The organism is Pseudoxanthomonas sp. GW835-FHT14C01 (assembly GCF_058793715.1).
On record NZ_JBXAGB010000001.1, the window covers coordinates 1,032,721 to 1,056,957 of the forward strand.

Annotated in this window: 22 protein-coding genes; 11 read left to right on the forward strand and 11 right to left on the reverse strand. The window is 69.0% G+C overall.

Annotated features, from left to right (window positions below):
* Position 1: 1 nt before the first annotated feature.
* The 3 genes from yidC (at position 2) to AC1Q5B_RS04585 (ending at position 4,359) form a co-directional block, all read left to right on the forward strand.
* On the forward strand, positions 2–1,705 hold the full coding sequence (gene yidC / locus AC1Q5B_RS04575) for a membrane protein insertase YidC (RefSeq protein WP_492630536.1): 1,704 nt from the start codon (positions 2–4) through the stop codon (positions 1,703–1,705).
* An 87-nt stretch (positions 1,706–1,792) separates the two neighbouring features.
* Entirely contained in the window at positions 1,793–3,133 is a 1,341-nt protein-coding gene (gene mnmE, locus AC1Q5B_RS04580; RefSeq protein WP_492630537.1) for a tRNA uridine-5-carboxymethylaminomethyl(34) synthesis GTPase MnmE, read from the forward strand.
* Positions 3,134–3,366: 233 nt separating this feature from the next.
* Positions 3,367–4,359, forward strand: a complete 993-nt coding sequence (locus tag AC1Q5B_RS04585; RefSeq protein ID WP_492630538.1) for an energy transducer TonB — start codon at positions 3,367–3,369, stop codon at positions 4,357–4,359.
* Here AC1Q5B_RS04585 and AC1Q5B_RS04590 read toward each other — a convergent pair.
* A complete protein-coding gene (locus AC1Q5B_RS04590; RefSeq protein WP_492630539.1) occupies positions 4,346–4,534 on the reverse strand; it encodes a hypothetical protein in 189 nt (62 codons plus the stop codon). The genes AC1Q5B_RS04585 and AC1Q5B_RS04590 overlap by 14 nt on opposite strands.
* Here AC1Q5B_RS04590 and AC1Q5B_RS04595 point away from each other — a divergent pair.
* On the forward strand, positions 4,533–5,084 hold the full coding sequence (locus tag AC1Q5B_RS04595) for a porin family protein (protein ID WP_492630540.1): 552 nt from the start codon (positions 4,533–4,535) through the stop codon (positions 5,082–5,084). The genes AC1Q5B_RS04590 and AC1Q5B_RS04595 overlap by 2 nt on opposite strands.
* Positions 5,085–5,145: 61 nt before the next feature.
* On the opposite strand, the gene AC1Q5B_RS04600 is transcribed toward AC1Q5B_RS04595, so the two are convergent.
* The 4 genes from AC1Q5B_RS04600 to AC1Q5B_RS04615 all read right to left on the reverse strand — a co-directional run bounded on the left by AC1Q5B_RS04600 (position 5,146) and on the right by AC1Q5B_RS04615 (position 9,462).
* Positions 5,146–6,327 carry an ABC transporter permease gene (locus AC1Q5B_RS04600; RefSeq protein ID WP_492630541.1) on the reverse strand — a complete coding sequence of 394 codons (1,182 nt, stop codon included), beginning with the start codon at positions 6,325–6,327 and terminating at the stop codon, positions 5,146–5,148.
* The gene (locus AC1Q5B_RS04605) at positions 6,324–7,070 is read right to left on the reverse strand and encodes an ABC transporter ATP-binding protein (protein ID WP_492630542.1); all 747 of its coding nucleotides are present in this window, start codon (positions 7,068–7,070) and stop codon (positions 6,324–6,326) included. Before AC1Q5B_RS04605 ends, AC1Q5B_RS04600 begins: the two co-directional genes overlap by 4 nt.
* 42 nt (positions 7,071–7,112) lie before the next feature.
* Positions 7,113–8,618: an alpha/beta hydrolase gene (locus AC1Q5B_RS04610; RefSeq protein WP_492630543.1), complete on the reverse strand. Its 1,506-nt coding sequence runs from the start codon at positions 8,616–8,618 to the stop codon at positions 7,113–7,115.
* Positions 8,619–8,709: 91 nt separating this feature from the next.
* Positions 8,710–9,462, reverse strand: coding sequence for a ferredoxin--NADP reductase (locus tag AC1Q5B_RS04615; RefSeq protein ID WP_492630544.1), 753 nt, complete (start codon positions 9,460–9,462; stop codon positions 8,710–8,712).
* Between the two features lie 99 nt (positions 9,463–9,561).
* Here AC1Q5B_RS04615 and AC1Q5B_RS04620 point away from each other — a divergent pair, with 99 nt between their 5' ends.
* Genes AC1Q5B_RS04620 through AC1Q5B_RS04635 form a run of 4 tightly spaced genes read left to right on the forward strand, consistent with a single transcriptional unit; the run spans position 9,562 to position 13,125 of the window.
* Entirely contained in the window at positions 9,562–10,530 is a 969-nt protein-coding gene (locus AC1Q5B_RS04620; RefSeq protein WP_492630545.1) for an ABC transporter ATP-binding protein, read from the forward strand.
* On the forward strand, positions 10,527–11,297 hold the full coding sequence (locus AC1Q5B_RS04625) for an ABC transporter permease (RefSeq protein ID WP_492630546.1): 771 nt from the start codon (positions 10,527–10,529) through the stop codon (positions 11,295–11,297). Before AC1Q5B_RS04620 ends, AC1Q5B_RS04625 begins: the two co-directional genes overlap by 4 nt.
* A complete protein-coding gene (panE, locus tag AC1Q5B_RS04630) occupies positions 11,297–12,226 on the forward strand; it encodes a 2-dehydropantoate 2-reductase (RefSeq protein ID WP_492630547.1) in 930 nt (309 codons plus the stop codon). The genes AC1Q5B_RS04625 and panE overlap by 1 nt, the downstream gene beginning before the upstream one ends.
* Positions 12,223–13,125, forward strand: a complete 903-nt coding sequence (locus AC1Q5B_RS04635; RefSeq protein WP_492630548.1) for an NAD-dependent epimerase/dehydratase family protein — start codon at positions 12,223–12,225, stop codon at positions 13,123–13,125. The genes panE and AC1Q5B_RS04635 overlap by 4 nt, the downstream gene beginning before the upstream one ends.
* 1 nt (position 13,126) lies before the next feature.
* Here AC1Q5B_RS04635 and AC1Q5B_RS04640 read toward each other — a convergent pair whose 3' ends face one another.
* On the reverse strand, positions 13,127–13,945 hold the full coding sequence (locus tag AC1Q5B_RS04640; RefSeq protein WP_492630549.1) for a TatD family hydrolase: 819 nt from the start codon (positions 13,943–13,945) through the stop codon (positions 13,127–13,129).
* Positions 13,946–14,148: 203 nt separating this feature from the next.
* Here AC1Q5B_RS04640 and hrpB point away from each other — a divergent pair, with 203 nt between their 5' ends.
* Both hrpB and AC1Q5B_RS04650 read left to right on the forward strand, forming a co-directional pair.
* The gene (gene hrpB, locus AC1Q5B_RS04645; RefSeq protein WP_492630550.1) at positions 14,149–16,635 is read left to right on the forward strand and encodes an ATP-dependent helicase HrpB; all 2,487 of its coding nucleotides are present in this window, start codon (positions 14,149–14,151) and stop codon (positions 16,633–16,635) included.
* 117 nt (positions 16,636–16,752) lie between these two features.
* Complete coding sequence (locus AC1Q5B_RS04650; RefSeq protein WP_492630551.1) at positions 16,753–17,133, forward strand: hypothetical protein; 381 nt, start codon at positions 16,753–16,755, stop codon at positions 17,131–17,133.
* 19 nt (positions 17,134–17,152) lie between these two features.
* On the opposite strand, the gene AC1Q5B_RS04655 is transcribed toward AC1Q5B_RS04650, so the two are convergent.
* From AC1Q5B_RS04655 to AC1Q5B_RS04670, 4 genes are all read right to left on the reverse strand, one after another.
* Positions 17,153–17,689, reverse strand: coding sequence for a pseudouridine synthase (locus tag AC1Q5B_RS04655; RefSeq protein WP_492630948.1), 537 nt, complete (start codon positions 17,687–17,689; stop codon positions 17,153–17,155).
* A gap of 64 nt (positions 17,690–17,753) precedes the next feature.
* Positions 17,754–18,335: a cytochrome b gene (locus AC1Q5B_RS04660; protein ID WP_492630552.1), complete on the reverse strand. Its 582-nt coding sequence runs from the start codon at positions 18,333–18,335 to the stop codon at positions 17,754–17,756.
* The gene (locus tag AC1Q5B_RS04665; protein ID WP_492630553.1) at positions 18,332–19,435 is read right to left on the reverse strand and encodes a catalase family peroxidase; all 1,104 of its coding nucleotides are present in this window, start codon (positions 19,433–19,435) and stop codon (positions 18,332–18,334) included. The genes AC1Q5B_RS04660 and AC1Q5B_RS04665 overlap by 4 nt, the downstream gene beginning before the upstream one ends.
* A gap of 20 nt (positions 19,436–19,455) precedes the next feature.
* Complete coding sequence (locus AC1Q5B_RS04670) at positions 19,456–20,319, reverse strand: class I SAM-dependent methyltransferase (RefSeq protein WP_492630554.1); 864 nt, start codon at positions 20,317–20,319, stop codon at positions 19,456–19,458.
* A 146-nt stretch (positions 20,320–20,465) separates the two neighbouring features.
* Here AC1Q5B_RS04670 and curA point away from each other — a divergent pair, with 146 nt between their 5' ends.
* Positions 20,466–21,485, forward strand: a complete 1,020-nt coding sequence (curA, locus tag AC1Q5B_RS04675) for an NADPH-dependent curcumin/dihydrocurcumin reductase (RefSeq protein ID WP_492630555.1) — start codon at positions 20,466–20,468, stop codon at positions 21,483–21,485.
* Positions 21,486–21,521: 36 nt separating this feature from the next.
* On the opposite strand, the gene AC1Q5B_RS04680 is transcribed toward curA, so the two are convergent.
* Positions 21,522–24,227, reverse strand: a complete 2,706-nt coding sequence (locus AC1Q5B_RS04680; RefSeq protein ID WP_492630556.1) for a bifunctional acetate--CoA ligase family protein/GNAT family N-acetyltransferase — start codon at positions 24,225–24,227, stop codon at positions 21,522–21,524.
* Positions 24,228–24,237: the final 10 nt, after the last annotated feature.

The following is a 24,237-nucleotide window of genomic DNA, read 5'->3' on the forward strand; positions in this document are numbered from 1 at the left end:
GATGAACCAGACCCGTGTATTCCTGATCTTCGCCTGGCTGATGGTGGCGACCCTGCTGTGGTTGGAGTGGAACAAGGACAAGGCCGCGCCTGCCGCTCCGGCCGTCGCAACGCAGACGGCAACTGCGTCCGGCAGCACCGTGCCTGCCGCGGTCGCTGCCAGCGCTTCTTCGGGCAGCGTGCCCAGCGCGCCTGCGGTGGCACCGATGCCCGCCACGACACAGAAGAATGCGGCGGCAGCGCGCGTCACCGTGAATACCGATGTCCTGCGCCTGGTGCTGGACGGCGGCAGCGTGCTGCAGGCCGACCTGCTGCACTACCCGCAGAGCAAGACGCCGGGCAGCGGTCCGGTGCGTCTCTTCAGTGAAGATCCGCAGCACTTCTATGCGGCGGAAAGCGGCTGGGTGAGCAGTGGGTCGAAGGCGCCGGACCACCATGCGTTCGTGCCGGAAAACGGCGCTGGCGAGGTGGCACTGGCGCAGGGTGCCGACAGCGTCAGCGTGCCCTTCGTCTGGCGGGGCCCGGACGGCGTGACCATCCGTCGTACCTACACGTTCAAGCGCGCCAGCTACGAGATCGAGGTCCGCGACCAGGTCGTCAACGCCGGTGCCGGCACATGGCAGGGCACGGTCTATCGCCAACTGCTGCGCACGCCGCCGCAGGTCAAGAGCGGCATGACCAATCCGGAATCCTTCAGCTTCAACGGCGCCACCTGGTGGGACGGCAGCTACCAGCGCCGCAAGTTCAACGAGGACTATCTGGAAGACGGCCGTGTCAACGCGCAGGTAAAGGGCGGCTGGATCGCGATCCCGCAGCACCACTTCTTCAGCGCGTGGATTCCGCAGGCGGACGACACCACCACCATCTCGCTGGACAATCCCGACAACGGTACGCGTGCGCTGATCCGCGAAATGGGTCCGGGCGTCAACGTCGGCCCGGGCCAGCAGGCCACCACGACCGCCCGCCTTTGGGTGGGTCCGAAGCTGGTCGACAAGATCCACGCCATCAAGGCCCCGGGCATCGACCGCGTGGTCGACTACAGCCAGTTCGCCATCCTCGCGCTGCTCGGCCAGGGCCTGTTCTGGGTGCTGAACTTCCTGCACGGCTTCATCGGCAACTGGGGTTGGTCGATCATCGGCCTGGTGATCCTGGTGAAGCTGGCCCTGTATCCGTTGTCGGCGGCGCAGTACAAGAGCTTCGCCAAGATGCGCAAGTTCCAGCCGCGCATCCAGCAGCTGAAGGAGCGCTACGGCGACGACAAGCAGAAGTTCCAGGTCGCCATGATGGAGCTGTACAAGAAGGAGAAGATCAATCCGATGGGCGGCTGCCTGCCCATCCTTGTGCAGATGCCGGTGTTCCTGGCGCTGTACTGGGTGCTGGTGGAAACCGTCGAGCTGCGCCAGGCGCCGTGGTTCGCGTGGATCCAGGACCTCACCGCGCGCGATCCGTACTTCATCCTGCCGGTGCTCAACATGCTGGTGATGTGGCTGACGCAGAAGCTGACGCCGGCGCCGGGCATGGATCCGATGCAGCAGAAGATGATGCAGTTCATGCCGCTGGTGTTCGGCGTGATGATGGCCTTCTTCCCGTCGGGCCTGGTGCTGTACTGGGTCACCAACGGCGCGCTGGGCCTGCTGCAGCAGTGGTGGATGACCAAGCGCCATGGAGAATCGGCGACGCCGCCGAAGACCGCGGTCGCGAAGTAATCCGCACCCGCCGCGACGCCACGAAGCCCGCCCTCCGGCGGGCTTCGTGTTTCCGCTACGCTGAACCTCTTCCGCCAACACGAGCCCATGAACGCCGCCCAGGACACCATCGTCGCCATCGCCACGGCCCCCGGTGCGGGTGGCGTCGGTATCGTGCGCCTGTCCGGACCGGCGGCGCAGGCGATCACCAAGGCGGTGTGTGCGCGCGCGCTCTCTCCGCGGCAGGCGCATCACGTCCGTTTCCGCGATGCCGAGGGCGGCACGATCGACGACGGCATCGCGCTGTCGTTCCCCGGCCCCGCGAGTTTCACCGGCGAGGACGTGGTCGAACTGCAGGCACACGGCAGCCCGGTCGTGCTTCAGCAACTCGTCGCACGCGCGTGCGCGCTGGGCGCGCGCATGGCCCGGCCCGGCGAGTTCTCCGAACGCGCCTTCCTCAACCACAAGCTCGACCTCGCCCAGGCCGAGGCCATCGCCGACCTTATCGCCGCCGCCGATGCGCGCGCCGCGCGGGCGGCGCGCCGTTCGCTCGATGGCGTCTTCTCCGAACGCGTCGAGGCCATCGGCCAATCGCTGCTGGCCCTGCGCGTGCACGTCGAGGCGGCGATCGATTTCGCCGACGAGTCCATCGACACGCTCGGCGGCGAACAGGTGCGCATGCGCCTGGCGGACGCGCGGCAGCGGCTCGATGCGCTGATCGCCGACGCGGAGCGCGGACGCAAGCTGCGCGATGGCGTGCATGCGGTTATCGTCGGTCCGCCCAACGCCGGCAAGAGTTCGCTGCTCAATGCGCTGGCCGGCAGCGATCGCGCCATCGTCACCGATGTCGCCGGCACCACCCGCGACACGCTGCGCGAAACGATCCGCCTCGACGGACTCGAACTGCACCTGGTGGATACCGCCGGCCTGCGCGATGGCGGCGACGCGATCGAACGCGAAGGCATGCGCCGCGCGCGCGCGGAACTCGCGCGTGCCGACGTGGCGCTGGCGGTCGTCGACGCGCGCGATCCCGACGCGGGCCACGCGGCGATCGTGGATGGCATCGAGGGCGTAGGAACCGTCCTGTGGATCCACAACAAGGCCGACCTGCTGGCCAGCGTGCCGCCGGATGTCGACGACCGCGTATACGTATCCGCCGCCCGGCGCATCGGCCTCGACCGGCTGCACGTACGGCTGCGAGCGCTCGCGACGGGATCCGCCAGCGACGGCGGCGATGGCGAGTTCTCCGCGCGTGCCCGCCACGTGGACGCGCTGCACCGCGCCGCCGGGCACGCCTCCGCGGCGGCCGACCAGTTGAGGTACGAGCAGCTGGAACTGGCGGCGGAAGAGTTGCGGCTGGCCCACGACGCGCTCGGGGAGATCACCGGTCGCCTCAGCGCGGACGACATGCTGGGCCACATCTTTTCCACGTTCTGCATCGGCAAATGACGTGGCCGGGCGCCAGCCCGCCAAAAGTGTGACAGACATCAAGTGTGAGCCCCGATGCGCCGACGTACTCTGGCGACCGGGTAGGGGTACCCGGAAGGCATCGCGCCATTCCAGCCCGGACGGGGCCTGGCAGGTGGCGGGCCCGTGCTGATTCGCGACATCCGGTCCCGCGCTCCGGCACGGGTCGACGGCGTGTCGACAACATTAGAAACGTACTTGGGGGAATTGAAACGATGTCCTTGATCCAGACCGCCGGGCGCTTGCGCTATGCCGCGCCGCTATTGCTTCTCGTCGCGCTCGCGGCGTGCTCCAAGCAGGACGAGGCCGCCGCACCCGCCGCCGCTCCGGCCGCCACGCCCGCCGCGCCGCCGCCGCCCGCGGTGTCCGCGCAGGTCCAGGCGATGGATGCCGACGCACTGCGCGATGCCGCCACCAAGGCGCTGCGCGAAAACCGCATCTACGCGCCCGGTGGCGACAATGCGATGGAGTACTACCTGGCCCTGCGCGACAAGTTGCCGAACGATCCGGGCGTCACCAGTGCGCTGACCGACCTGATGCCGTACACGTTGATCGCCGCCGAGCAGAGCATCGCGCGCGAAGAGTTCACCGAGGCGCAGCGCCTGTCCGCCATCATCGAGAAGGCCGATCCGAAGGCGCCCGCCCTGCCGCGTCTCAAGCAGAGCATCGCCACCTCGCAGCAGGCCGTCGCGCAACGCGCGGTCACCGACGAAGCCGCGAAGACCAAGGCCGAAGAAGACGCGCGCCAGCGGGAACAGCAGCGCCTGGCCCAGCAGGCCGAACAGCAGCGCGCGACCGAGGCTGCCGCCGCCCAGCAACTGGCCCAGCAGCAGGAAGCCGCGCGTGCGGAAGCCGCCCGCCAGGAAACCGAGCGCCAGGCCGCCGCGCAGCGCGAAGCCGCCGAGCGCCAGGCGGCTGCCGCGCGTGCCGCAGTACCCGCCGCCGCCGCGCAGTCGCAGACATTGCGCGCGGTCAGCACGCCGGCGCCGCGCTACCCGCCGGAAGCGCTGCGCTCCGGCACCAGCGGCGAGGTGCTGGTGGAAATCACCGTGGGCACGGACGGCTCCGTGACCAACGCGCGCGTGGTACGTGCCAACCCGACGCGCGTGTTCGATCGTGAAGCCCTCAACGCCGTGCGCCGTTGGCGCTTCGAGCCGGTCGATGCGCCGGTCACGACACGCCGCACGATCGGCTTCAGCCCCGGCTGATCGTCGCCGCATCCGCATGACGCGAAACGCCGGCCCCGTGCCGGCGTTCTTCTTTTTGCGGGGACGAGGTTCGACTAACAAAAGACGACCAGCACTGGACGGCACCGGTGACGACGATTACTGTGCCGCCGCCCGCACGACGGGCGAACATCACAACAACACGGAAGGATTCCATGAAGCGATTCACTCTTGCCGGCGCGGTTGCGCTGGCGTTCCTCACCCTCTCGTCCACCGCCGCCGCCACCGAGGCCGGCCAGTGGTACGGACGGTTCGAAATCGGCCACAGCGACCTGAAGATCGAGGTCGACGACCTGAGCGCCGACGATACCGACACCGTCTACGGTCTGCGCATCGGCCATTACTTCACCCCGAACGTCGCCGTCGAAGGCTTCTATTCGATCCTCGGCGACCGTTCCATCCAGGGCATGTCCTACGACATGGACGTGGCGGGGCTGGGCGTGGTGGGCAAGAAGGCATTCGGCGCCGACAACACCGGCTTCTTCATCGCCGGCCGCGCGGGTGCGCAGAGCGTCAACACCAAGCTGAGCGCCGACGGCGTGTCGCTGCGCGACCGTTCCACCAAACCGTACGTGGGCGTGGGCGTAGGCTACGACTTCGACCACAACAACGGCCTCAGCCTGAACTACGACTACAACAAGGGCGACCTGTTCAACGCCGACGTCACGGCGCAGACGGTGACGCTGGGTTACGAATACCGCTTCTGAGTTCCCTAAAAAAGAACGGCCACCGCGAGGTGGCCGTTCTCGTTCAAACGCGTCGGCTGCGTCAGCCGGCGATGGCCAGCTTCTCCTGGTGGTAGCGGCGCACGGCCGCGAACCACAGCAGCGCCGCCACGCCGAAGGCGGCGGCGATGTAGATGCCCCAGGTCTGCGGGCCGATGTATTCGTTGCGGATGACCTTCAGCAGCAGCTGGTTCTGCGCCAGGAACGGCACGGCGAACTGCCAGGGCTGGCTTTTCAGCGGATTGGCCATCAGCGCGAACGTCGGGATCATCGGCAGCAGCATCAGCCAGGTCATGTGGCTCTGCGCTTCCTTCATGCTCTTGGCCGACGCGGCGAGATAGGTCAGCAGCGAGGTACCGATGAACAGCATCGGCAGCAGGATCAGCAGCATCTTGCCCATCGACAGGAACGACACGTTCAACTGCCGGCCCAGCGTGCCCGCGAACTGCGCACTGAACTTGAACGCCAGCAACGTCAGCAGCAGCGTGGTCAGGCCGATCGCGCACGCGGCGGCGATCTTGCCGCTGACCACGGCACTGCGCGGCGCGGGCGTCGCCAGCAACGGCTCCAGCGACTGCCGTTCGCGCTCGCCCGCCGTCGCATCCAGGATCAGGTAGGCGCCGCCGATGAACGAGGTGAGGATCAGCAGGTAAGGCAGCAGCACCGACAGCAGCATGCCCTGCTTGGCTTCCGGTGTGGCCAGGTCCTGCATGCCGACGTTGACCGGCCGTGCGACCGACGCATCCACGCCGCGTGCGAGCAGGCGCAGCGCGCCGACCTGCTGGCTGTACGCGGACAGCGCGGCATTGACGCGTTGCGTGGGAATGTCCGCATCCCGACGCGTGCTGTCGCGGATGATCTCCACCAGCGCGGGCCGGCCGTTGCGCCAGTCGTCCGCGTAGTCGGGACTGATGCGCAGCGCGACGTCGATCTCCTGCGTGCGGATCGCCGCATCCAGGTTGTCGGGCGCCTTCGCGGACGTGATGCCGTTGGTGGCGAGGAACTTCACCAGGTTCGGCGCGTGCTCCGCGCCGACCATCGGAATTTCCAGCGTCTTGTCGACCTGCGTGCGGATGCGGTTCTCGGTCAGGTAGCCCATGCCCAGCATCAGCGCGGGATACAGCAGCGGACCGAGGAACAGGGCCAGGGCCAGCGTGCGGCGGTCGCGCGACAGATCGCGCAGTTCCTTGCGCATGACGGTAAAGACGGTACGGAACATGTTCATGCCAGCAGGCCCTCCTCCGAACCGATCACCTTGACGAAGGCGTCCTCCAGGTTGTCCTCGCCCGCCTGCGCACGCAGCTCATCGGCGGTGCCGGCGGCCACCACCGTGCCCTTGGCGATGATGACGATGCGATCGCACAGCGCGGCGACCTCCTGCATGATGTGGCTGGAGAAGATCACGCAGCGGCCCTCCTCGCGCAGCTGGCGCAGGAACCCGCGCATCGCGCGCGTCGTCATCACGTCCAGGCCGTTGGTGGGTTCGTCGAGGATCACGTTGCGCGGGTCGTGCACCAGCGCGCGGGCGATCGCGGTCTTGGTGCGCTGGCCCTGGCTGAAGCCTTCGGTCTGGCGGTCCAGGATGTCGCCCATGTCCAGCGCGTCCGACAGCGCTTTCGTCCGTTCGGCGATCTGCTTCGACGAGAGCCCGTGCAATTCGCCGAAGTAGGCGATGTTCTCGCGCGCAGTCAGGCGCTTGTACACGCCGCGCGCATCGGGCAGCACGCCCAGCGCGCGGCGCACGGCGACCGGTTCGCGCGCGGCGTCCAGGCCGTCCACGCGCACTTCGCCGCGGTCGGGCGTCATAAGCGTGTACAGCATGCGCATGGTGGTGGTCTTGCCGGCGCCGTTGGGGCCGAGCAGGCCGGTGATCTGGCCGTCGTGGGCGGTGAAGCTGACGCCGTCCACGGCGGCGACCGTTCCGGTCTTGGTCTTGAAGGATTTATGCAGGTCGTTGGCGATGATCATTCGGTCATGTCCCTTGAAGGTGGCGGGCGCGCGATGCGCGGCTCACGGCTCCCAGCCGTTGAAACTGGTGAAGGGCGGCACGTAGTCGAGGCTGTCGAGACACGTGGCATCGAGGTCCTTGGCGTTCGCCGTCTCCAGGAAGCGGCCCAGCAGCTTGGGCATGCAGCCGACGGCGAACGTGCCGTGGCCCTGGCCCTTGAGCGTCAGGTGGCGGCCGTTCGACAGCGTGCGCAGCACCTGCTCGCCGTAGCGCGGCGGCGTGACCGGATCCAGCTCGCCGGACGTGATCAGGGTGGGAATGTCCGATGTCCATGCGGTGTGGAAATCGGCCGGCCGCTTGCCGGTGGGCCACGCCGTGCATTGCGATTTCAACGTGTCGCCCAGCAGGCTGCCGAGCACCGTGTCGGTGTCGGCAGGATCCGTCTTCAACAGGTCCGCATCCTCGGCGCAGATCACCGACAGCTGCATGCCGTGCATGAACTGGTCGCCGACCTGCGTCTCCAGCAGCCTGGACAGCGACATCAGCGAGCCGTAGCGGCCCTGCTGCGCCTCGTTCAACACCAGAGGCAGCAAGGCGGCGCCCTGCGGATAGTACGAGTACATGCGGGTGATGCCGGCGACGGCACCGGCGGTCACCTCGCCGTTGACCCATTCGCCGGTCGACGGATCGCGGTATCCGGTCTCCACCGGCGCCGCGGCCAGGCGCGTCATCAATGCGCGCAACTGCCCGCGCAGGTCGTCGCCGAAGCGCTCCTTGCACGTCGGCGTCGCCTGGCAGCGCTGGAACTGCAGTGCCAGCGCCGCATCTAGGTTGCGCGCGTGTTCGCTGCCGAGGACCAGTTCGTTCGGCACCACGCCGTCGATCACCACCGCGCGCGTGCTGTCGGGATGATGCATGGCGTACTGCTGCGCGACGCGCGTGCCGTACGAGCCACCGACCAGGTTGATCTTCGCCACGCCCAGCGCCTTGCGGACGCTGTCCAGGTCGCGCACCGCGTCGGTGGTGGTGTAGAAGCGCGGATCGGCCTGCAGCGAGGCGGCGCAGCTCCGGGCGAACGCGACCGCGGCCGCCTCGCTCATGTCCTGCGGATCGCCATAGGCGTTGTCGCCTTGCGCATCCTTGCAGGCCAGCGGGTTCGACTTGCCGGTGCCGCGCTGGTCGACCAGCACGATGTGCCGCGACTTGCGTACCTCGCGGAACGCAGCGTCGATGGCGGGCCACACCTGCACTGCCGCCTGTCCCGGGCCGCCGGCCAGGAAGAACACCGGGTCCTCGGTCGCGGCGCCCTCGTTGGTCGCGGGCAGCCAGGCGATGTTCAACGCCACCTTGCGGCCGTCCGGCCTGGCCGGATCCTCGGGTACGTCGTAGGTCGCGCACTGCGCTTCCACCGTCGTGGTCAGGTAGGGCGCGGTCAGCGTGCAGGGCTTGAAGGCGATGTCGCCGTAGTGGCGCAAGGCCCGCTGGTCGGGACTGGTGGCGGTGCCGTTGCACCCCGCCAGCAGCAGCGCGCCCAGCGCGGTCGCGAGTGATCGATGAAGAAGTGCCATGTATCTGTTCCGTTGGAGGCGGGTCCCAGCATGCCATGACGGTACGGCGGGACGGATGTGACCAACGGACGGTACGGGGCGTGCCCCGGCCCTATTTGCTGCTGACGTATTTCTCGCGCCGTATCTGCGGGATCGGCAGGCCATGCCCCTTCAGCGCTTCGAAGCAGGCATCGACCATGTCGGGATTGCCGCACAGGTAGGCGATGTCGCGTGCGGCGTCCGGTGCGAATTCGGCCAGGTGCTGCTGCACGTAGCCCTGGCGTACGTCGGGATGCGGATCGGCAGGCAACTCGCGCGACAGGCAGGGTACGTAGCGGAAACCCGGATGCGCGTCGGCGAAGGCCCGGAAGTCGTCGCCGTAGAGCAGTTCGGTCGGCGTACGCGCGCCCTGCAGCAGCACGACCTCGGCGCCGCGCTCGGCCATCAGCGCCGCCAGCTGCGGCAGCATCGAACGGTACGGCGTGACGCCGGTGCCGGTGGCGATAAGCAGATAGCGCGCGTTGCGGTCGCCCGGCATCAGGCAGAAGCGGCCGAACGGTCCGCTGGCTTCGACATGGCCGCCTTCCGGCAGGCCTTCGAACAGCGCCGTCGCGGCCCCCCCGGGCACGTAGCTGACGGCGATCTCCACGGCCTCGCCCGGCCCCATCGCATGGTCGTGGATGGTCGCCAGCGAATAGCTGCGTTTGGTGGCCGTGCCGTCCGCGTAGGTGAAATGCACCTGGATGAACTGGCCGGGGATGAAGTCCAGTGGCTGTCCATCGTCGCGCACGAAGCTGTAATGGCCCACGCTGGGCGCCAGCATGCGGCGTCCAACGAGCTTCAGGGGGAAGGGAGCGATCGCCAAGGCGGCTGGAACACTGTGTGGCCCGGGGCGGTCCCGGCGGGACGCCTATAATAAGCGCTCGCTCTCCACCGCGCCCCCGCGGCGCACCGCAAGGCTCCCATGGCGTCCTCTTCCGCGGCTTCCGCCGCTACCCCCGCGCTGGCCATCACCGACCTGCGCAAGGTCTACGACACCGGCGTGCAGGCCCTCAAGGGCGTGTCGCTGCAGGTCGAGCCCGGCGACTTCTTCGCCCTGCTCGGTCCCAACGGCGCCGGCAAGTCCACCTTGATCGGTATCGTCAGTTCGCTGGTCAACAAGAGCAGCGGCCAGGTCGGCGTGTTCGGCGTGGACATCGACCGCGACCGCGACGGCGCGATGCGCCTGCTCGGCTTGGTGCCGCAGGAAATCAACTTCAACATGTTCGAGAAGCCGCTCGACATCTGCGTGAACTACGCGGGCTTCTACGGCATCCCGCGCGCCGAGGCGCTGGTCCGCGCCGAAGAGGAACTCAGGCGCGCCCAGCTGTGGGAAAAGGCCAACGTCATGAGCCGTACCCTGTCTGGCGGCATGAAGCGCCGGCTGATGATCGCCCGCGCGATGATGACCCGGCCGAAGCTGCTGATCCTCGACGAACCCACCGCCGGCGTCGACATCGAGATCCGCCGCGGCATGTGGAAGACGCTGAAGGACATCAACGCGGCCGGCACCACCATCATCCTGACCACGCATTACCTGGAAGAGGCCGAGAGCCTCTGCCGCAACCTCGCCATCATCGACCACGGCGTGATCGTCGAGCAGGGCCCCATGCGCGCACTGCTGGCCAAGCTGGACGTGGAAGGCTTCCTGTTCGACATCGACGGCGACCTGCCGGCGCAGCTGCCGGTGATCGAGGGCACCACTTTGGTCGCCACCGACGCGCACACGCTGGATCTGGACATGCCGCGCGCGATGGACCTCAACCGGGTGTTCGCCGCGCTCAACGACGCCGGCATTCGGGTGCGCTCGATGCGCACCAAGAGCAACCGCCTGGAGGAGCTGTTCGTGCGTATGACCGGCAACAACGACGGCGCCAAGGAGAAGGCCGCATGAGTCATCCGAACATGGTCGCGCTGGGCACGATCGTCCGCCGCGAAGTCGCCCGCATCCTGCGCATCTGGGGCCAGACCCTGGTGCCGCCGGCCATCACCATGACGCTGTACTTCCTGATCTTCGGCGGCCTGATCGGCAGCCGCATCGGCGACATGGGCGGTTACACGTACATGGAGTTCATCGTGCCGGGCCTGGTGATGATGAGCATCATCCAGAACAGCTACGGCAACATCTCGTCCTCGTTCTTCGGCGCCAAGTTCGGCCGCCACGTCGAGGAGCTGCTGGTCAGTCCGATGCCGAACTGGGTGATCCTGCTCGGCTACGTGGCGGGGGCGGTGCTGCGCGGCCTGATGGTCGGCGCCATCGTGCTGGTCATCGCGATGTTCTTCACCAAGGTGCGCATCCCGCATCCGCTGGTGACGATCACCACCGTGTTGCTGGGCGCGACGATCTTCTCGCTGGCCGGCTTCGTCAACGCGGCGTACGCGAAGAAGTTCGACGACATCGCCATCGTGCCGACCTTCATCCTCACCCCGCTGACCTACCTGGGCGGCGTGTTCTATTCGGTCAAGCTGCTGCCGCCGTGGGCCGAGGCGCTGACCCACGCCAACCCGATCTTCTACATGGTCAACGCCTTCCGCTACGGCCTGCTCGGCACCAGCGACGTGCCGCTCTGGGTCGCCTATGCGCTGATGCTCGCCTTCGTATTCGGTCTGGCCGCCCTCGGCCTGTGGCTGCTGAAGAAGGGCGTGGGGCTGAGAAGCTGATGCGCCTGCTCGTGCTCGGCGCCGGTGGGACCGGCGGCTATTTCGGAGGTCGCCTTGCAGAGGCTGGCGTCGACGTGACCTTTCTCGTCCGTCCGGCGCGCGCTGCGCGTTTGCAAGCGAGCGGCCTGCGCATCCGCAGCCCGCTCGGAGACGCCGACATTCCGGTGCAGGTCGTCACGGCCGATGCCTTGGACGACGTGGCGCCATTCGACCTCGTGCTGCTGAGCTGCAAGGCCTACGACCTGGACAGCGCGATGGACGCCATCGCACCGGCGGTGGCCAAGGGCGGCGCCGTGCTGCCGTTGCTCAACGGGCTGCGCCATTACGACGCGCTGGATGCACGCTTCGGCTTCGCCTCCGTCCTCGGCGGGCTCTGTTTCATCAGCGCGACGCTGGGAAGCGATGGCGAGATCCTGCACCTGGCCAAGCCGGCGTCGATCACCTTCGGCGAACGTGTCGGTCAGGCACCGCATCCGCACCTGCAGGCACTTGCTGCCGCATGCGCGCAGGCCGGCGTCGATCACGCACACACGCCGGACATCGCGCAGGCACAGTGGATCAAGTACAGCTTCCTCACCGCACTGGCGGCCGGGACCTGCGCGATGCGTGCACCGATCGGCACCATCGTGGCGGGCGAGGGCGGTGCGGACTTCATGGCCGCACTGCACGACGAATGCCTAGCCGTCGCGGCCGCCTCGGGCCAACCGGTGCCGGCAGTGGCGCAGGCGACCGCACGCGAGACGCTGACCGCCGCCGGCTCGCCGATGAAAGCCTCGATGCTGCGCGATCTGGAAGCCGGGCAACGCGTCGAAGCGGCGGATATCGTCGGCGACATGGTCCATCGCGCGGGCCTGCACGGCCTCGCCGTTCCCCGCCTGCACACCGCGTGGGTGCACCTGCAGGCATACGAGCGACTGCGCACGTCATGACGCCCCCCGCGCCACCGCCCTGGCTGCGGCGGCTGGTCGTGTTGGGCATGGGATACACCGGCACCCGTGTGGCCGATCGGCTGCGCATGCAGGGGGTGGATTGCATCGGTACGTCGCGGACGGCGGAAGCGGGCGATGCGTCGCGGCTCCGCTTCACCGCCGACGCGCCACTCGACCCGCGGCTGCATGCGGCGCTCGCGCAGGCGGATGCCGTCCTCGGCTCCGTTCCGCCGGATGCGGAAGGCGATCCCGCACTGCGCACCGTCGCCGGTGCGTTGGCGGACAACCATCGTCTGCGTTGGCTCGGCTATCTCTCTTCCACTGGCGTCTACGCGGACCGCCAGGGGGGCGTGGTGGACGGAGCGTCGCCTGCCGATGGAACCGACCCGACCGCCGAGGCGCGACGCCGGGCCGAGGCGCAGTGGCACGCGCTGGCGCAGCGTCGCGGCATCGCCTGCGGCGTGTTCCGGTTGGCGGGCATCTACGGGCCGGGCCGCAATGCCCTGCGACAGCTGGCCGAAGGCACGGCGCGCCACGTGGTGAAGCCGGGCATGGTGTTCAACCGCATCCACGTGGACGATGCCTGCGATGCGGTGGTCGCCTCGCTGCACCGGACGCGCGCCTCCGATGCGATCTACCTGGTGGCCGACAGGCTGCCGGCGCCACCGCAGGACGTGCTGGCCCACGCTGCCGCCGTCAGTGGCCTGCGGCTGCCCCCTGCCGAAGCCTACGACCCTGCGCGTGCTTCACCCGCGCAGCGGCGCTTCTACGGCAGCTGCAAGCGCATCGACGCGCGCGCGACCTACGAAGCCTTGCGCTGGCAACCCCGTCATCCGGACTACCGGCGCGGGCTGGAAGCGCTCTGGCAGGCCGGTGAAGGCCGCACGCCGAACGCCTGACTCAGCCGCGCGGCGGCTCCGGCAGCCGGAAGAACGCCCGCGCCGTCGCCGTCGTGGCGGCGGCGGTGACCTCGATGTCCTCGCCGCGGTCGCGCGCCAGCTCGGCGACGATGTGGGCCAGGTACATGGGCTCGTTGCGCCGGTGCGAGGGTTGCGGCTTCACCGTGCGCGGTAGCAGGTAGGGCGCATCGGTTTCGATCATCAGCCGGTTCGCCGGGATGTTCTTCACCAGCTCGCGCAGGTGCAGGCCGCGGCGTTCGTCGCACAGCCAGCCGGTGATGCCGATATGCCAGTCCTGGTCCAGGCAGTCGAACAGTTCCTTCTTCGTGCCGGTGAAGCAATGGACGACCGCGGGGCCGAGCTTGCCGTCGAAGTTCTTCATCATCGCCATGAAGTCGTCATGCGCATCGCGCTGGTGCAGGAACAGCGGCTTGCCCACGCCGTCGACAGCGAGGTCCACCGCAATCTGCAACTGACGCTCGAACGCCTTGCGCTGCGCGGGGCGCGGTGAGAAATCGCGGAAATAGTCCAGCCCGCATTCGCCCACCGCCACGACTTCGGGATGCGCATGCAGCGCGCGCATCTCGGCATCGCACTCGTCGGTGTATTCGGTGGCGTGGTGCGGATGCACACCGGCCGTGGCGAAGAGCTCGCCGGCATGCGCCTGGGCCAGCCGCAGCGCGGTGGGCGAGTGCTCGCGGCTGGCGCCGGTCACCACCTGCTGCACCACGCCGGCCTCGCGCGCGCGCTGGAGCACCGCGTTGCGGTCGTGGTCGAAGCTTTCGTGGGTGAGGTTGGCGCCGATATCGATAAGATCCATGGCTACATTTTAAGCCGTGGTGCCCGCCGTTGTAGGAGCGACGTAAGTCGCGACCGGATGAACGAACTGTCCCAGCGGCACGATCTGCAAGGAAGGGAGCCGCAGAACGACGGGGGTGACCCTTGCTGCAGGCGCGCTCGCCGTGCGGTCGCGACTTACGTCGCTCCTACGAAAACGCCACATGCGTTTATCCTTTCCGCCGCATGCCGTCACCCACCTTCCCGATCACGCCCTTGCTGCCGGACATCGTCCGCAGCCTGTCCGAGCACCCGCGCCTGGTGCTCGAGGCGCCGCCGGGCGCCGGCAAGACTACGCAGGTGCCGCTGGCCCTGCTGGACCAGCCGTGGCTGCAGGGGCGCAAGATCGTGATGCTGGAGCCGCGCCGCGTGGCCGCGCGCGCCGCGGCCGGCTTCATGGCGAAGCAACGCGACGAAGCCGTCGGCGGGACGGTCGGCTACCGCATCCGCTTCGAGAACAGGATCGGTTCGGACACGCGGATCGAGGTCGTTACCGAAGGCATCCTGACGCGGATGATCCAGGACGATCCGATGCTCGAGGACGTCGGCGCGATCCTGTTCGACGAATTCCACGAGCGCCACCTCGCTGGCGACCTCGGCCTGGCGTTGGCGCTGGACGTGCAGGCGCAGCTGCGCGAGGACCTGCGACTGGTGGTGATGTCGGCCACGCTGGAGGGGGAGAAGCTGGCGCGCTTCCTCGATGCGCCACGCCTGAGCAGCGAAGGACGCGGCCATCCGGTGCAGATCACGCACTTCCCGGCGCGCCGCGACGAGGCACTGGAGGTGCAGGTCCGCCGAGCCATCGAGCACGCGGCGCAGTCGCATCCCGGCGACATCCTGGTGTTCCTGCCTGGCCAGCGCGAGATCGCACGGGTGGAGGCGATGCTGGGCGATGCGCTGCCGCGCGACGTGGTCGTGCTCGCGCTGCACGGCGAACTGCCGGTCGAGAAACAGTCCGAGGCGTTGCAGCCCGATCCGCAGAGTCGTCGTCGCGTGGTGTTGGCGACCAACGTGGCCGAATCGTCGGTGACCCTGCCCGGCGTGCGCGTGGTGATCGACAGCGGCCTCGCGCGCGAGCCGTCCTACGATCCGAACAGCGGGTTCTCGCGGCTGGAAGTCGCCGCGATCTCGCAGGCGTCCGCCGACCAGCGCGCCGGTCGCGCCGGCCGTGTCGCCGATGGCTGGGCCTACCGCTTGTGGCCGCAATCGCAGCGGCTGGATCCGCAGCGCCGGCCGGAGATCGCCCTGGTCGAGCTCGGGGGACTGGCGCTGGAGCTGGCGGCGTGGGGCAGCGACGCCCTGCGTTTCGCCGATGCTCCCCCTCCGGGCGCGATGAATGCGGCGCGCGACCTGCTGCGCCGGCTCGGCGCGCTGACGGCGACGAACGCCATCACGCCGCTGGGCAAGCGGATGCTGGCGCTGGGTACGCATCCGCGCCTGGCGGCGATGCTGCTGTCGGCGGGCGAGGGCGATGACCGCGCGCTGGCGTGCGATCTGGCAGCGCTGGTCGAGGCGCGCGATCCATTGCGCATGGGCGGCGATGCGCTCGCGGCGCGCTGGCGTGCGTTGGCAGCCTTCCGCACGGGACGCACGCCGTTCGACGCCACCCGCTCCGGACTGGCCGCTATCGATGCGGCGGCGAAGCAGTGGCGTCGTCGCGTCCGCGAGAACGCGATGCCGCCCACGGCGATCGAAGCCCATCGTCTCGGGGATGTGCTGATGCATGCCTTTCCGGACCGTATCGGTTTCCAGCACCCGCAGGACGCGCGTCGCTACCTGCTGGCGAACGGGCGCAGCGCGCGCCTGTTCGACGACAGCGCGCTGGTCGGCGAGCCGTGGATCGTTGTCAGCGAACTGCGGCACGAGAACCGCGACGCGCTGGTGCAGCGCGGTGCGCCAGTGGACGAGCGACGTCTGCGCCGCGACTTCGCCGACCGCTTCGTCACCGAGGACACGGTGCGCTGGGACGCCACGCGACGCGCGCTGTCCGCGCAACGCGAATCGTGCTTCGACCAGATCGTGTTCGACGCGCGCCCCGCCGGCCGCGTGGATCCCGTGCTCGCCGCCGCGGCGCTGACCGATGCGGTGCGCGACCTCGGACTGCAGGCGCTGCCCTGGCCCGAGTCGTTGCAGCAGTGGCGCGAACGCGTGCGCTGCCTGCGCGAGTGGATGCCGGATCTCGGCCTGCCCGACCTGTCGGATGACGCATTGATGGCCACGCTGGACGACTGGCTGAAGCCGGCGTTCGCCGGCAAGACACGTCTGGATGCGCTGGGCGAGGACGACTTGGCGAACGCATTGAAGTCCGGCATGGACTGGTCGCTGCGCCAGCGCATCGACCAGCTGGCGCCGACCCGCATCACCGTGCCGTCCGGCATGGAGCGTCGCATCGAGTACGCGCATGGCCAGCCGCCGGTGCTGGCGGTGAAGCTGCAGGAGCTGTTCGGTCTGGCCGATACGCCGCGCATCGCCGATGGCCGCGTGCCGTTGGTGCTGCACCTGCTGTCGCCCGGCGGCAAGCCGTTGCAGGTGACGTCCGACCTGCGCAGTTTCTGGAACGCGACCTATGTCGAGGTGAAGAAGGAAATGAAGGGACGGTACCCGAAGCATCCCTGGCCCGATGATCCGTGGTCCGCACCGGCGACCCACCGCGCGAAACCCCGTGGTACGTAGCGTGCGCGGGGCGCACGCTACGTTTCCGTTCAGGGGACAGGCGCGGAACTAACGCCGCGTAAACATCTTCGACGGGACACTGGCGCCCTACCCATCTCGTCCACAGGGAAGACTCCCATGAGCAAGCTGACCACCATTACCGACCGCGCGCTGGAACTGGCGAGCCAGGCCGGCACCAGCCTCAAGCACGCCGTGCCGAGCGCGGACAAGCTGTTGCAGACCGGCGCCGCGCTGGGCGTGGCCAAGACCGGCGGCAGGCTGGCGGTGGGCTTCGTGCGGCGCAACCCTGCGGTCGCCGTGGCCACGGGCATCGGCGTCGGCCTGCTGGCGCTGGTGGCCTACCGCAAGCGCAAGCAGGACCAGGCCACGGGCGCGATCGAAGGCAAGTCGCGGCGCGTCGAGGCCCGCAAGGTCAACGGATCCGCCAAGACGTCCACTGCGCGCAAGACCGGCACGCCGCGCAAGCCGCGCAGCACTGCGCGTTCCGCAGAGAGCTGATTCGACGGGCCGCGAGCCGTCAGATCTCGCGCCACGTCCCGGGTGCGAGGTCGTCCAGTGCCGCATCGCCCATGGCGGCACGCACCAGGCGCAGGGTCGGCAGGCCTACCGCCGCCGTCATTCGTCGGACCTGGCGATTGCGTCCCTCGGTGATCGTCACCGACAGCCACGCATCGGGGACCGACTTGCGGAAGCGGACCGGGGGATCGCGTGGCCATAGCGTCGGCGCGGGATCAAGCCTCTCCACCGACGCGGGCCGCGTCGGCCCATCGTTCAACACCACGCCGCGCCGCAGTGCATCCAGCTGCTCGTCCGTCGGCGCGCCTTCCACCTGTACCCAGTAGGTCTTCGGCTGCTTGTGGCGCGGATCGGTCAGCCGGTTGGCTAGCGTACCGTTGTCCGTCAGCAGCAGCAGGCCTTCGCTGTCGTAGTCCAGCCGGCCGGCGGCATACACCCGCGGCGGCAGGGCGAACTCCGCCAGCGTCCGCCGCGGCGGATCGCTGCGGTCGGTGAACTGGCAGAGCACGTTGAAGGGCTTGTTGAACGCGATCAGCACGCGCGGCAGTCCGCAGTCGACGACGATGCGCATTGCAGCGCCAATGCGGTGCCACGTCCAGCACTCAGGCTGTCGGTGGCTCCGGCGGCGGGCTATCGGGCAATGCCGCCTCGCGCGGTCTTCCGCGCGCCATCGCCTCGAAGACGCCATCGCGACGTACCCAGGCATGGTGGAGCGCCGCCGCCACGTGCAGCAGGATGAGCGCGAACAGGCCATAGCCCAACACGCCGTGCGCCTGTCGCAAGGCGCTGTACAGGGCGGGATCGTGCGGCAGGATCGGCGGCAGCGAGAAGGTGGACGTCATGCGGACCGGATATCCGCCGGCCGACAGCATCGCCCAGCCGAGCAGCGGCATGGCCAGCATGGCGGCGTACAGCGCGACGTGCGACCCCTTCGCCGCGAGTGCCTGCATGCGGGAAAGCGAGGCGGGCAGCGGCGGTGGCGGATGGCGCCAGCGGTACAGCAGGCGGATCAGCGCCAGCACCAGCACGGCGATGCCCAGCGGGCGATGCAGGTCGATCAGCGCCGGCCGCCACGCGAGCGAGGCGACCATGCCGACGCCGACGAACAGCATCGCCAGGATCAGTACGGCCATGCCCCAGTGCAGCACGCGTGCGACCGCATCGAAATGGCCGTGACGGTTCACCGGTCCGCCTCCGCGCCCGAGGCGGCGGGCGTCGCGATGTCGCCGCGCGCGGTCTCGCGCTCACGACGATTGAACGACACGCTGTACGCGGCCGCACGTGCAGCGAGGATGGGATCGTCCGACAGCGCCACGCCGTCCGGCACCACGGTGGGATCGTAGTTCACGTCGCGGCATGCGCCGGTGGCCTGTGCCTCGCTGCGGTCCAGCACCAGCGTGCCGACCACCTGCTGCGGACGCGACGCCGGCCACGGCTGCGACGGGTCGTCGACCGGATCGCCCGGCACCGCTTCGGTGACCACCAGGTCCCAGCGCAACACGCCCTGCGCCAGCCGCTGCTGCAGGTCGCGTTGCAGGTAGTCCGCCTCGGCCTGCTGGCGCATCGTCTCCGGCAGCGGCTCGAACGACGCCTGCGGCCGCATCGACCAGCGGACGAACCGCGAGCGGCCGGCGCCGTCGATGAAGCGGAACGCATTCACGCCGTTGTATTCCGTGTTCGCCCAGCTGTTCGACCATGGCGCGGATTTCGCCCACGCCTGGAAACGTGCGGCCTCCGGATACGTCGCAAGGAACGCCGCCATCTTCGCCGGGTCCGGCTTGCCCGTGGCGGGATCGGGCCGCGAGGCCAGCATCTGCGCGTGGAAGCCTGCCGGCGTGGCGACGGCGAAGAACGGAAAACTGTTCATCGCCATCCGCCATTCCTGCCCGTCGTCGGTGTGCAGGGACAACGCCAGGCTGCGCACGCGCGCCTGGGCTTCCGCACCGAAGGGATCGGCGCCGCCGATCGACAGGCGCCCCTGCACGGGCGTACGCGTCTGGGCGAAGACGCGGGCACGCGACAGGACAGTCGCCTGCACGGCCGGCGCGAAATGGCCGGACACGCAGATGCCCTTGCTGTGTGCGCGCCGGAAGCCCGGATAGGGCTTGCCGTTCTCGATGTCGTCGACCAGCCGCGGGGCGGTAAGGCGACCCTCCGTGCCGATCAGGCCCGCGACCCAGGCGAAGGCCAGCGCCGCGGCCAGGACGATGGCGGCGATCGCCAGCAACGCAGGCCAGGGACGCCGCCCCTGGCGCGCGCCAGGGTCATCGGGAGAAAGGCTCATGGCCTACGCCCGCACCGCCGTCAGGGCTTCACGAACCGCAGCGTCATGCGGTCGCTTTCGCCGATCGCCTGGTACTTCGCACGGTCGGCCTCCGGATGGTTGTTGGAGGGCGGCAGCGTCCACACGCCATTCGGGTGGTCCTTCGTGTCCTTCGGATTGGCGTTGATCTCGCTCTTGCCGTCCAGCCGGAAACCGGCGGCCTCGGCCATCGCGATCACCTGCGCTTCGCCGACATAGCCGGTCTTGTCGTCGGCCGCGACGTCCTGCTTGGCACGGTGCTCCACCACACCCAGCACGCCGCCCGGCTTCAGCACCTCGAAGAACCCCTTGAACATGCCCTCGGCCTGGCCTGCGCTGCGCCAGTTGTGCACGTTGCGGAAGGTCAGCACGACATCGGCCGAGTCGGCCGCGCCGAACACCGGCTTGGCGGGGTCGTACTTCACCATCCTGGCCTTGTCGAACTGCGCCGGGCCGTCGGTGAACTTCTTCTGCAGGCCGTCCACACCGCGCTGGTAGTAGCCGCGGCTCTTCTCGGACGCGGATGCCGGGTCGACCACGGCGGCGACGTAGTGGCCGCCGTTCTTCAGGTAAGGGCCCAGCACTTCCGCATACCAGCCGCCACCGGGCGTGATCTCCACCACGGTCTGGGTTGGCTTCACGCCGAAGAAGGCCAGCGTTTCCTTCGGATGGCGATAGGCATCGCGCGCGGTGTTCTCCGCACTCCGCCAGTCGCCCTTCAGGACGGCGTCGAGCGCAGCGGCGTCGGCGGCCGGCAGGGTGGGCGATGCCTTGGCCGGCGTCGCCGGGGGCGCGGCCATCGACGGCTGCGACGCGGCGAGTGCGGCCAACAGCGCCAGGGAAAGCGGGACCATGCGGATCGTCATCGGGAAGCCCTCCAGAAAGGTGCGCGGAGCCTAGCACGCGTCTTGTTCAGGCGGCATGGCGGTCGCCGCGCGCGGGACACGCTTCACCGCATCCTTCCGCAGGGTCGCTAGACTCGCGTCATCGACGCTTCGGGAACCGCACCGCCATGAACGACGACCGCAACACCCGCATCGTGCTGGCGGCGCGGCCACAGGGCGAACCGACGGCAGAGAATTTCCGCCTCGAGCACGTGCCGTTGCCCGCGCCGACCGAGGGCCAGGTGCTGCTGCGCAACCGCTACCTGTCGCTGGATCCCTACATGCGCGGGCGCATGAATGCCGGGCGCTCCTACGCGAAGCCGGTCGAGATCGGCGAGGTGATGGAGGGCGGTACCGTATCGGAGGTCATCGATTCGCGTCACCCCGACCTGCAGGTGGGCGACGTGGTGCTGGCGCACGGCGGCTGGCAGACACACGCGGTGGCCGACGGAGCGTTGTTGAAGCGCAAGCTGGATGCGCGCATCGCGCCGTTGACCGCCGCACTCGGCGTGTACGGCATGCCCGGGTTCACCGCCTACGTGGGATTGCACGAGATCGGCCAGCCGAAAGCGGGCGAAACCGTCGTGGTCGCCGCCGCCAGTGGACCGGTAGGCGCCACGGTGGGCCAGATCGCGAAACTGCAGGGTGCGCGCACGGTCGGCATTGCGGGCGGAGAACGCAAGCGGGCCTACCTGTACGACGAGCTCGGTTTCGATGCGGCCCTCGACCACCGCGCACCGGACTTCGCGGCGCAACTGCGCGCAGCGTGTCCCGACGGCATCGACGTCTATTTCGAGAACGTCGGCGGCGCGGTGTTCGACGCCGTGGTACCGCTGCTCAACGATTTCGCCCGCATCCCGGTCTGCGGCCTGGTCGCGCACTACAACGACAAGGCCTTGCCGAGCGGACCCGACCGCATGCCGTGGCTGATGAGCCAGATCCTCACCCGCCACCTGACCGTCCGCGGCTTCATCCAGCGCGATTTCATCGCGCTGTATCCGCAGTTCCTGCGCGAAATGGGTGGCTGGCTGGCGGAGGGGAAGATCCGTTGGCGCGAAGACCGGGTCGAAGGACTGGAGAACGCGCCACGCGCGTTGATCGGCCTGCTGCGCGGGGAGAACTTCGGCAAGGTGGTGGTGAAGCTCTAGACCGTCATCCCCCGTCTTCGCGGGAACGACGAAAGATCATGCGCTCGCCGGCACCGGCAAGCTGACATTCATCAGCGTGGGATCGTCGGGATCCAGCTTCACCGCGAAGCCGAGGCTTTCGCACATCGCCAGCATGGTGCGGTTCTCGCGCAGCACCTGGCCTTCGATGATCTTCAGGCCCTGCCATTGTGCGTACTCGATCATGATCTGCATCAGCTTCCAGCCGATGCCGTGGCCCTTCAGGTCGGAGCGCACCAGGATGCCGTACTCGCCCTTCTCGTAGTTCGCATCGGCATGCAGGCGCACCGCGCCCAGCATCTCGTGCGTGCCGGGATTGACGGCGACCAGCGCGATCGAGCGCGCATAGTCGAGTTGGGTCAGGCGGGCGATGAATTCGTGGCTGAAGTGGCGCACCGACTGGAAGAAGCGCAGGCGCAGGTCCTCGTCGGTGACATGGGTGAAGAAGGCGCGGAACATCGCGTCGTCCTCGGGACGTACCGGCCGCACCAGCGCGGGCTGGCCGTCGGCGAGCAGGATCGTCCGCTCCCATTCGGTCGGATACGGGAAGATCGCGAAGCGCGGATGGCCGCGGCCCTTGTGCAGCGCACGCCCGCGCGCCACCGCGATGCGCGCGTCCACCGCGACCACGCCGTCGCGGTCGGCCAGCAACGGATTGATGTCGAGCTGCTGGATGTCCGGAATGTCGGCAGCCAGTTGCGCGAGCTTCACCAGCACCAGCGCGACCGCGCGTTCGTCAGCGGCGGGCACGTCGCGGTAGGCCTTTAGCACGCGCGATACGCGGGTGCGTGCGATCAATTCGTGCGCCAGCCGCAGGTCCAGCGGTGGCAGGGCGACGGCCTGGTCGTTGATCACTTCGACGGCGGTGCCACCGCGCCCGAACGCGATCACCGGGCCGAACACCGGATCGTCGGCGATGCCGGCGATCAGTTCGCGCGCCTTCGGCCGGAGCAGCGTCGGCTGCACCAGCACGCCTTCGATACGCGCGTCCGGCCGCCGTTCGCGCGCGCGCTGCAGGATGCCGGCGGCGGCTTCGCGCACAGCGTTGGCGTTGGGCAGGTTGAGGCGCACGCCCTCGACATCGGACTTGTGCGGGATGTCGGGCGACAGGATCTTCACCGCCACCGTCGCGCCTTCGGCCAGCAGCGGCGCCGCGATGCGCGCGGCATCGTCGGCGTCTTCCGCGCGCCACACCGGCGCCATCGGAATGCCGTACGCGGCGAGCAACTGCGTGGTGGCGAGCGGATCCAGCCACGTCTGGCCCGCATCCAGTGCGGCCTCGACCAGCGCGCGCGCGCTGGCCACATCGGGGCTGAAATCCTCAGGCAAGCTCGGCGGCGTCTCCATCAGTGCCGCCTGCACCTCGCGATGACGGACCAGGTGCATGAAGCCGGCGACCGCGTCGGACTCGTTCGGATAGCGCGGGATCTGCGCGGCGTCGAGTACGGCTTCCGCCTGCGGATCGTTGCCCAGCCAGACGGTGAACACCGGTTTGCGTGCGCCGTGCGCTGGCCGCTGCGACAACACGCGGGTGACCGCATGCGCGGCTTCCGACGAAGAGGACAGCACCGTCGGCACGTTGACGGCCAGCAGCGCATCGTTGTCCGGGTCGGCAAGCAGTGCCTCGATGGTGGCCGCGTACCGGTCGGCGTCGATGTCGGTCAGCAGGTCGACCGGGTTGGTGCGCGACCAGCCCACCGGCAGGATCTTGTCGAGCGCATCGCGCGTCGTGTCCGACAGCGTCGCCAGCGTGCCGCCCTGTTCGTACAGGTGGTCGACCGAAAGCGCACCCACGCCGCCGCCATTGGTCAGGATCGCCAAGCGGCGGCCATGGAACGGACGCACCTGCCCCAGCGTGCGCGCGGCGGCGAACAACTCGTGCAGCGAGCGCACGCGAAGCAGGCCCGCACGACGGAAGGCCGCGCCATACACGGCATTGGGTCGCGCAAGATTCTGCGTGTGCGTGCTGCCGGCGGGCGTGACCTGTGCCCGGCCACTGTGGCCGGACTTCACCACGACGACCGGTTTCGTGCGGGCGGCCGCACGCGCTGCCGACATGAACTTGCGCGCGTCGCGGATGGCCTCCACGTACAGCAGGATCGCGCGCGTGCGATGGTCGGTGGCGAAGTAGTCGAGCAGGTCGGCGAAGTCGACATCCAGCGCATCGCCCAGCGACACCACGGCGGAGAAGCCGACGGGCTGGCTCATGCTCCATTCGACCAGGCCGCCGGAGATGGCGCCCGACTGGGAGATCAGCGCGAGGTCGCCGGCCTTCGGGAAGCGGCTGGCGAGGCTAGCGTTGAGGCGCGCGTGCGGCGCGATCACGCCCAGGCAATTCGGGCCGAGCACGCGCAGGCCCTTCTCGCGCGTCAGCGCTTCGAGCTGCGCGGCCGGCGAACCGGGTCCGCCGCCCATCGCCGCGGTCAGCACCACGACGGCCGCGGCGCCTTTCTCGGCGGCTTCGGCGGCAAGCTGCGGCACGGTCGCCGCCGGTGTGGCGATGACCACCAGGTCGGGTGTCCACGGCAGGTCGCGCAACTGGCGCGCGATGGTCACGCCCTCCATCGGTGTCGGATGCTTGTTCACCAGCCCGATCCGGCCCTCGAAGCCGCCGGCAAGCAGGTTCTCCACCACCGCGCGCCCCACCGAGCGGGGCCGCGACTGACTGCCGACCACCGCCACTGCCTGCGGCCGGAAGATGGAATTGAGGCGGTAGGTGCTCATTGCCGGGAAC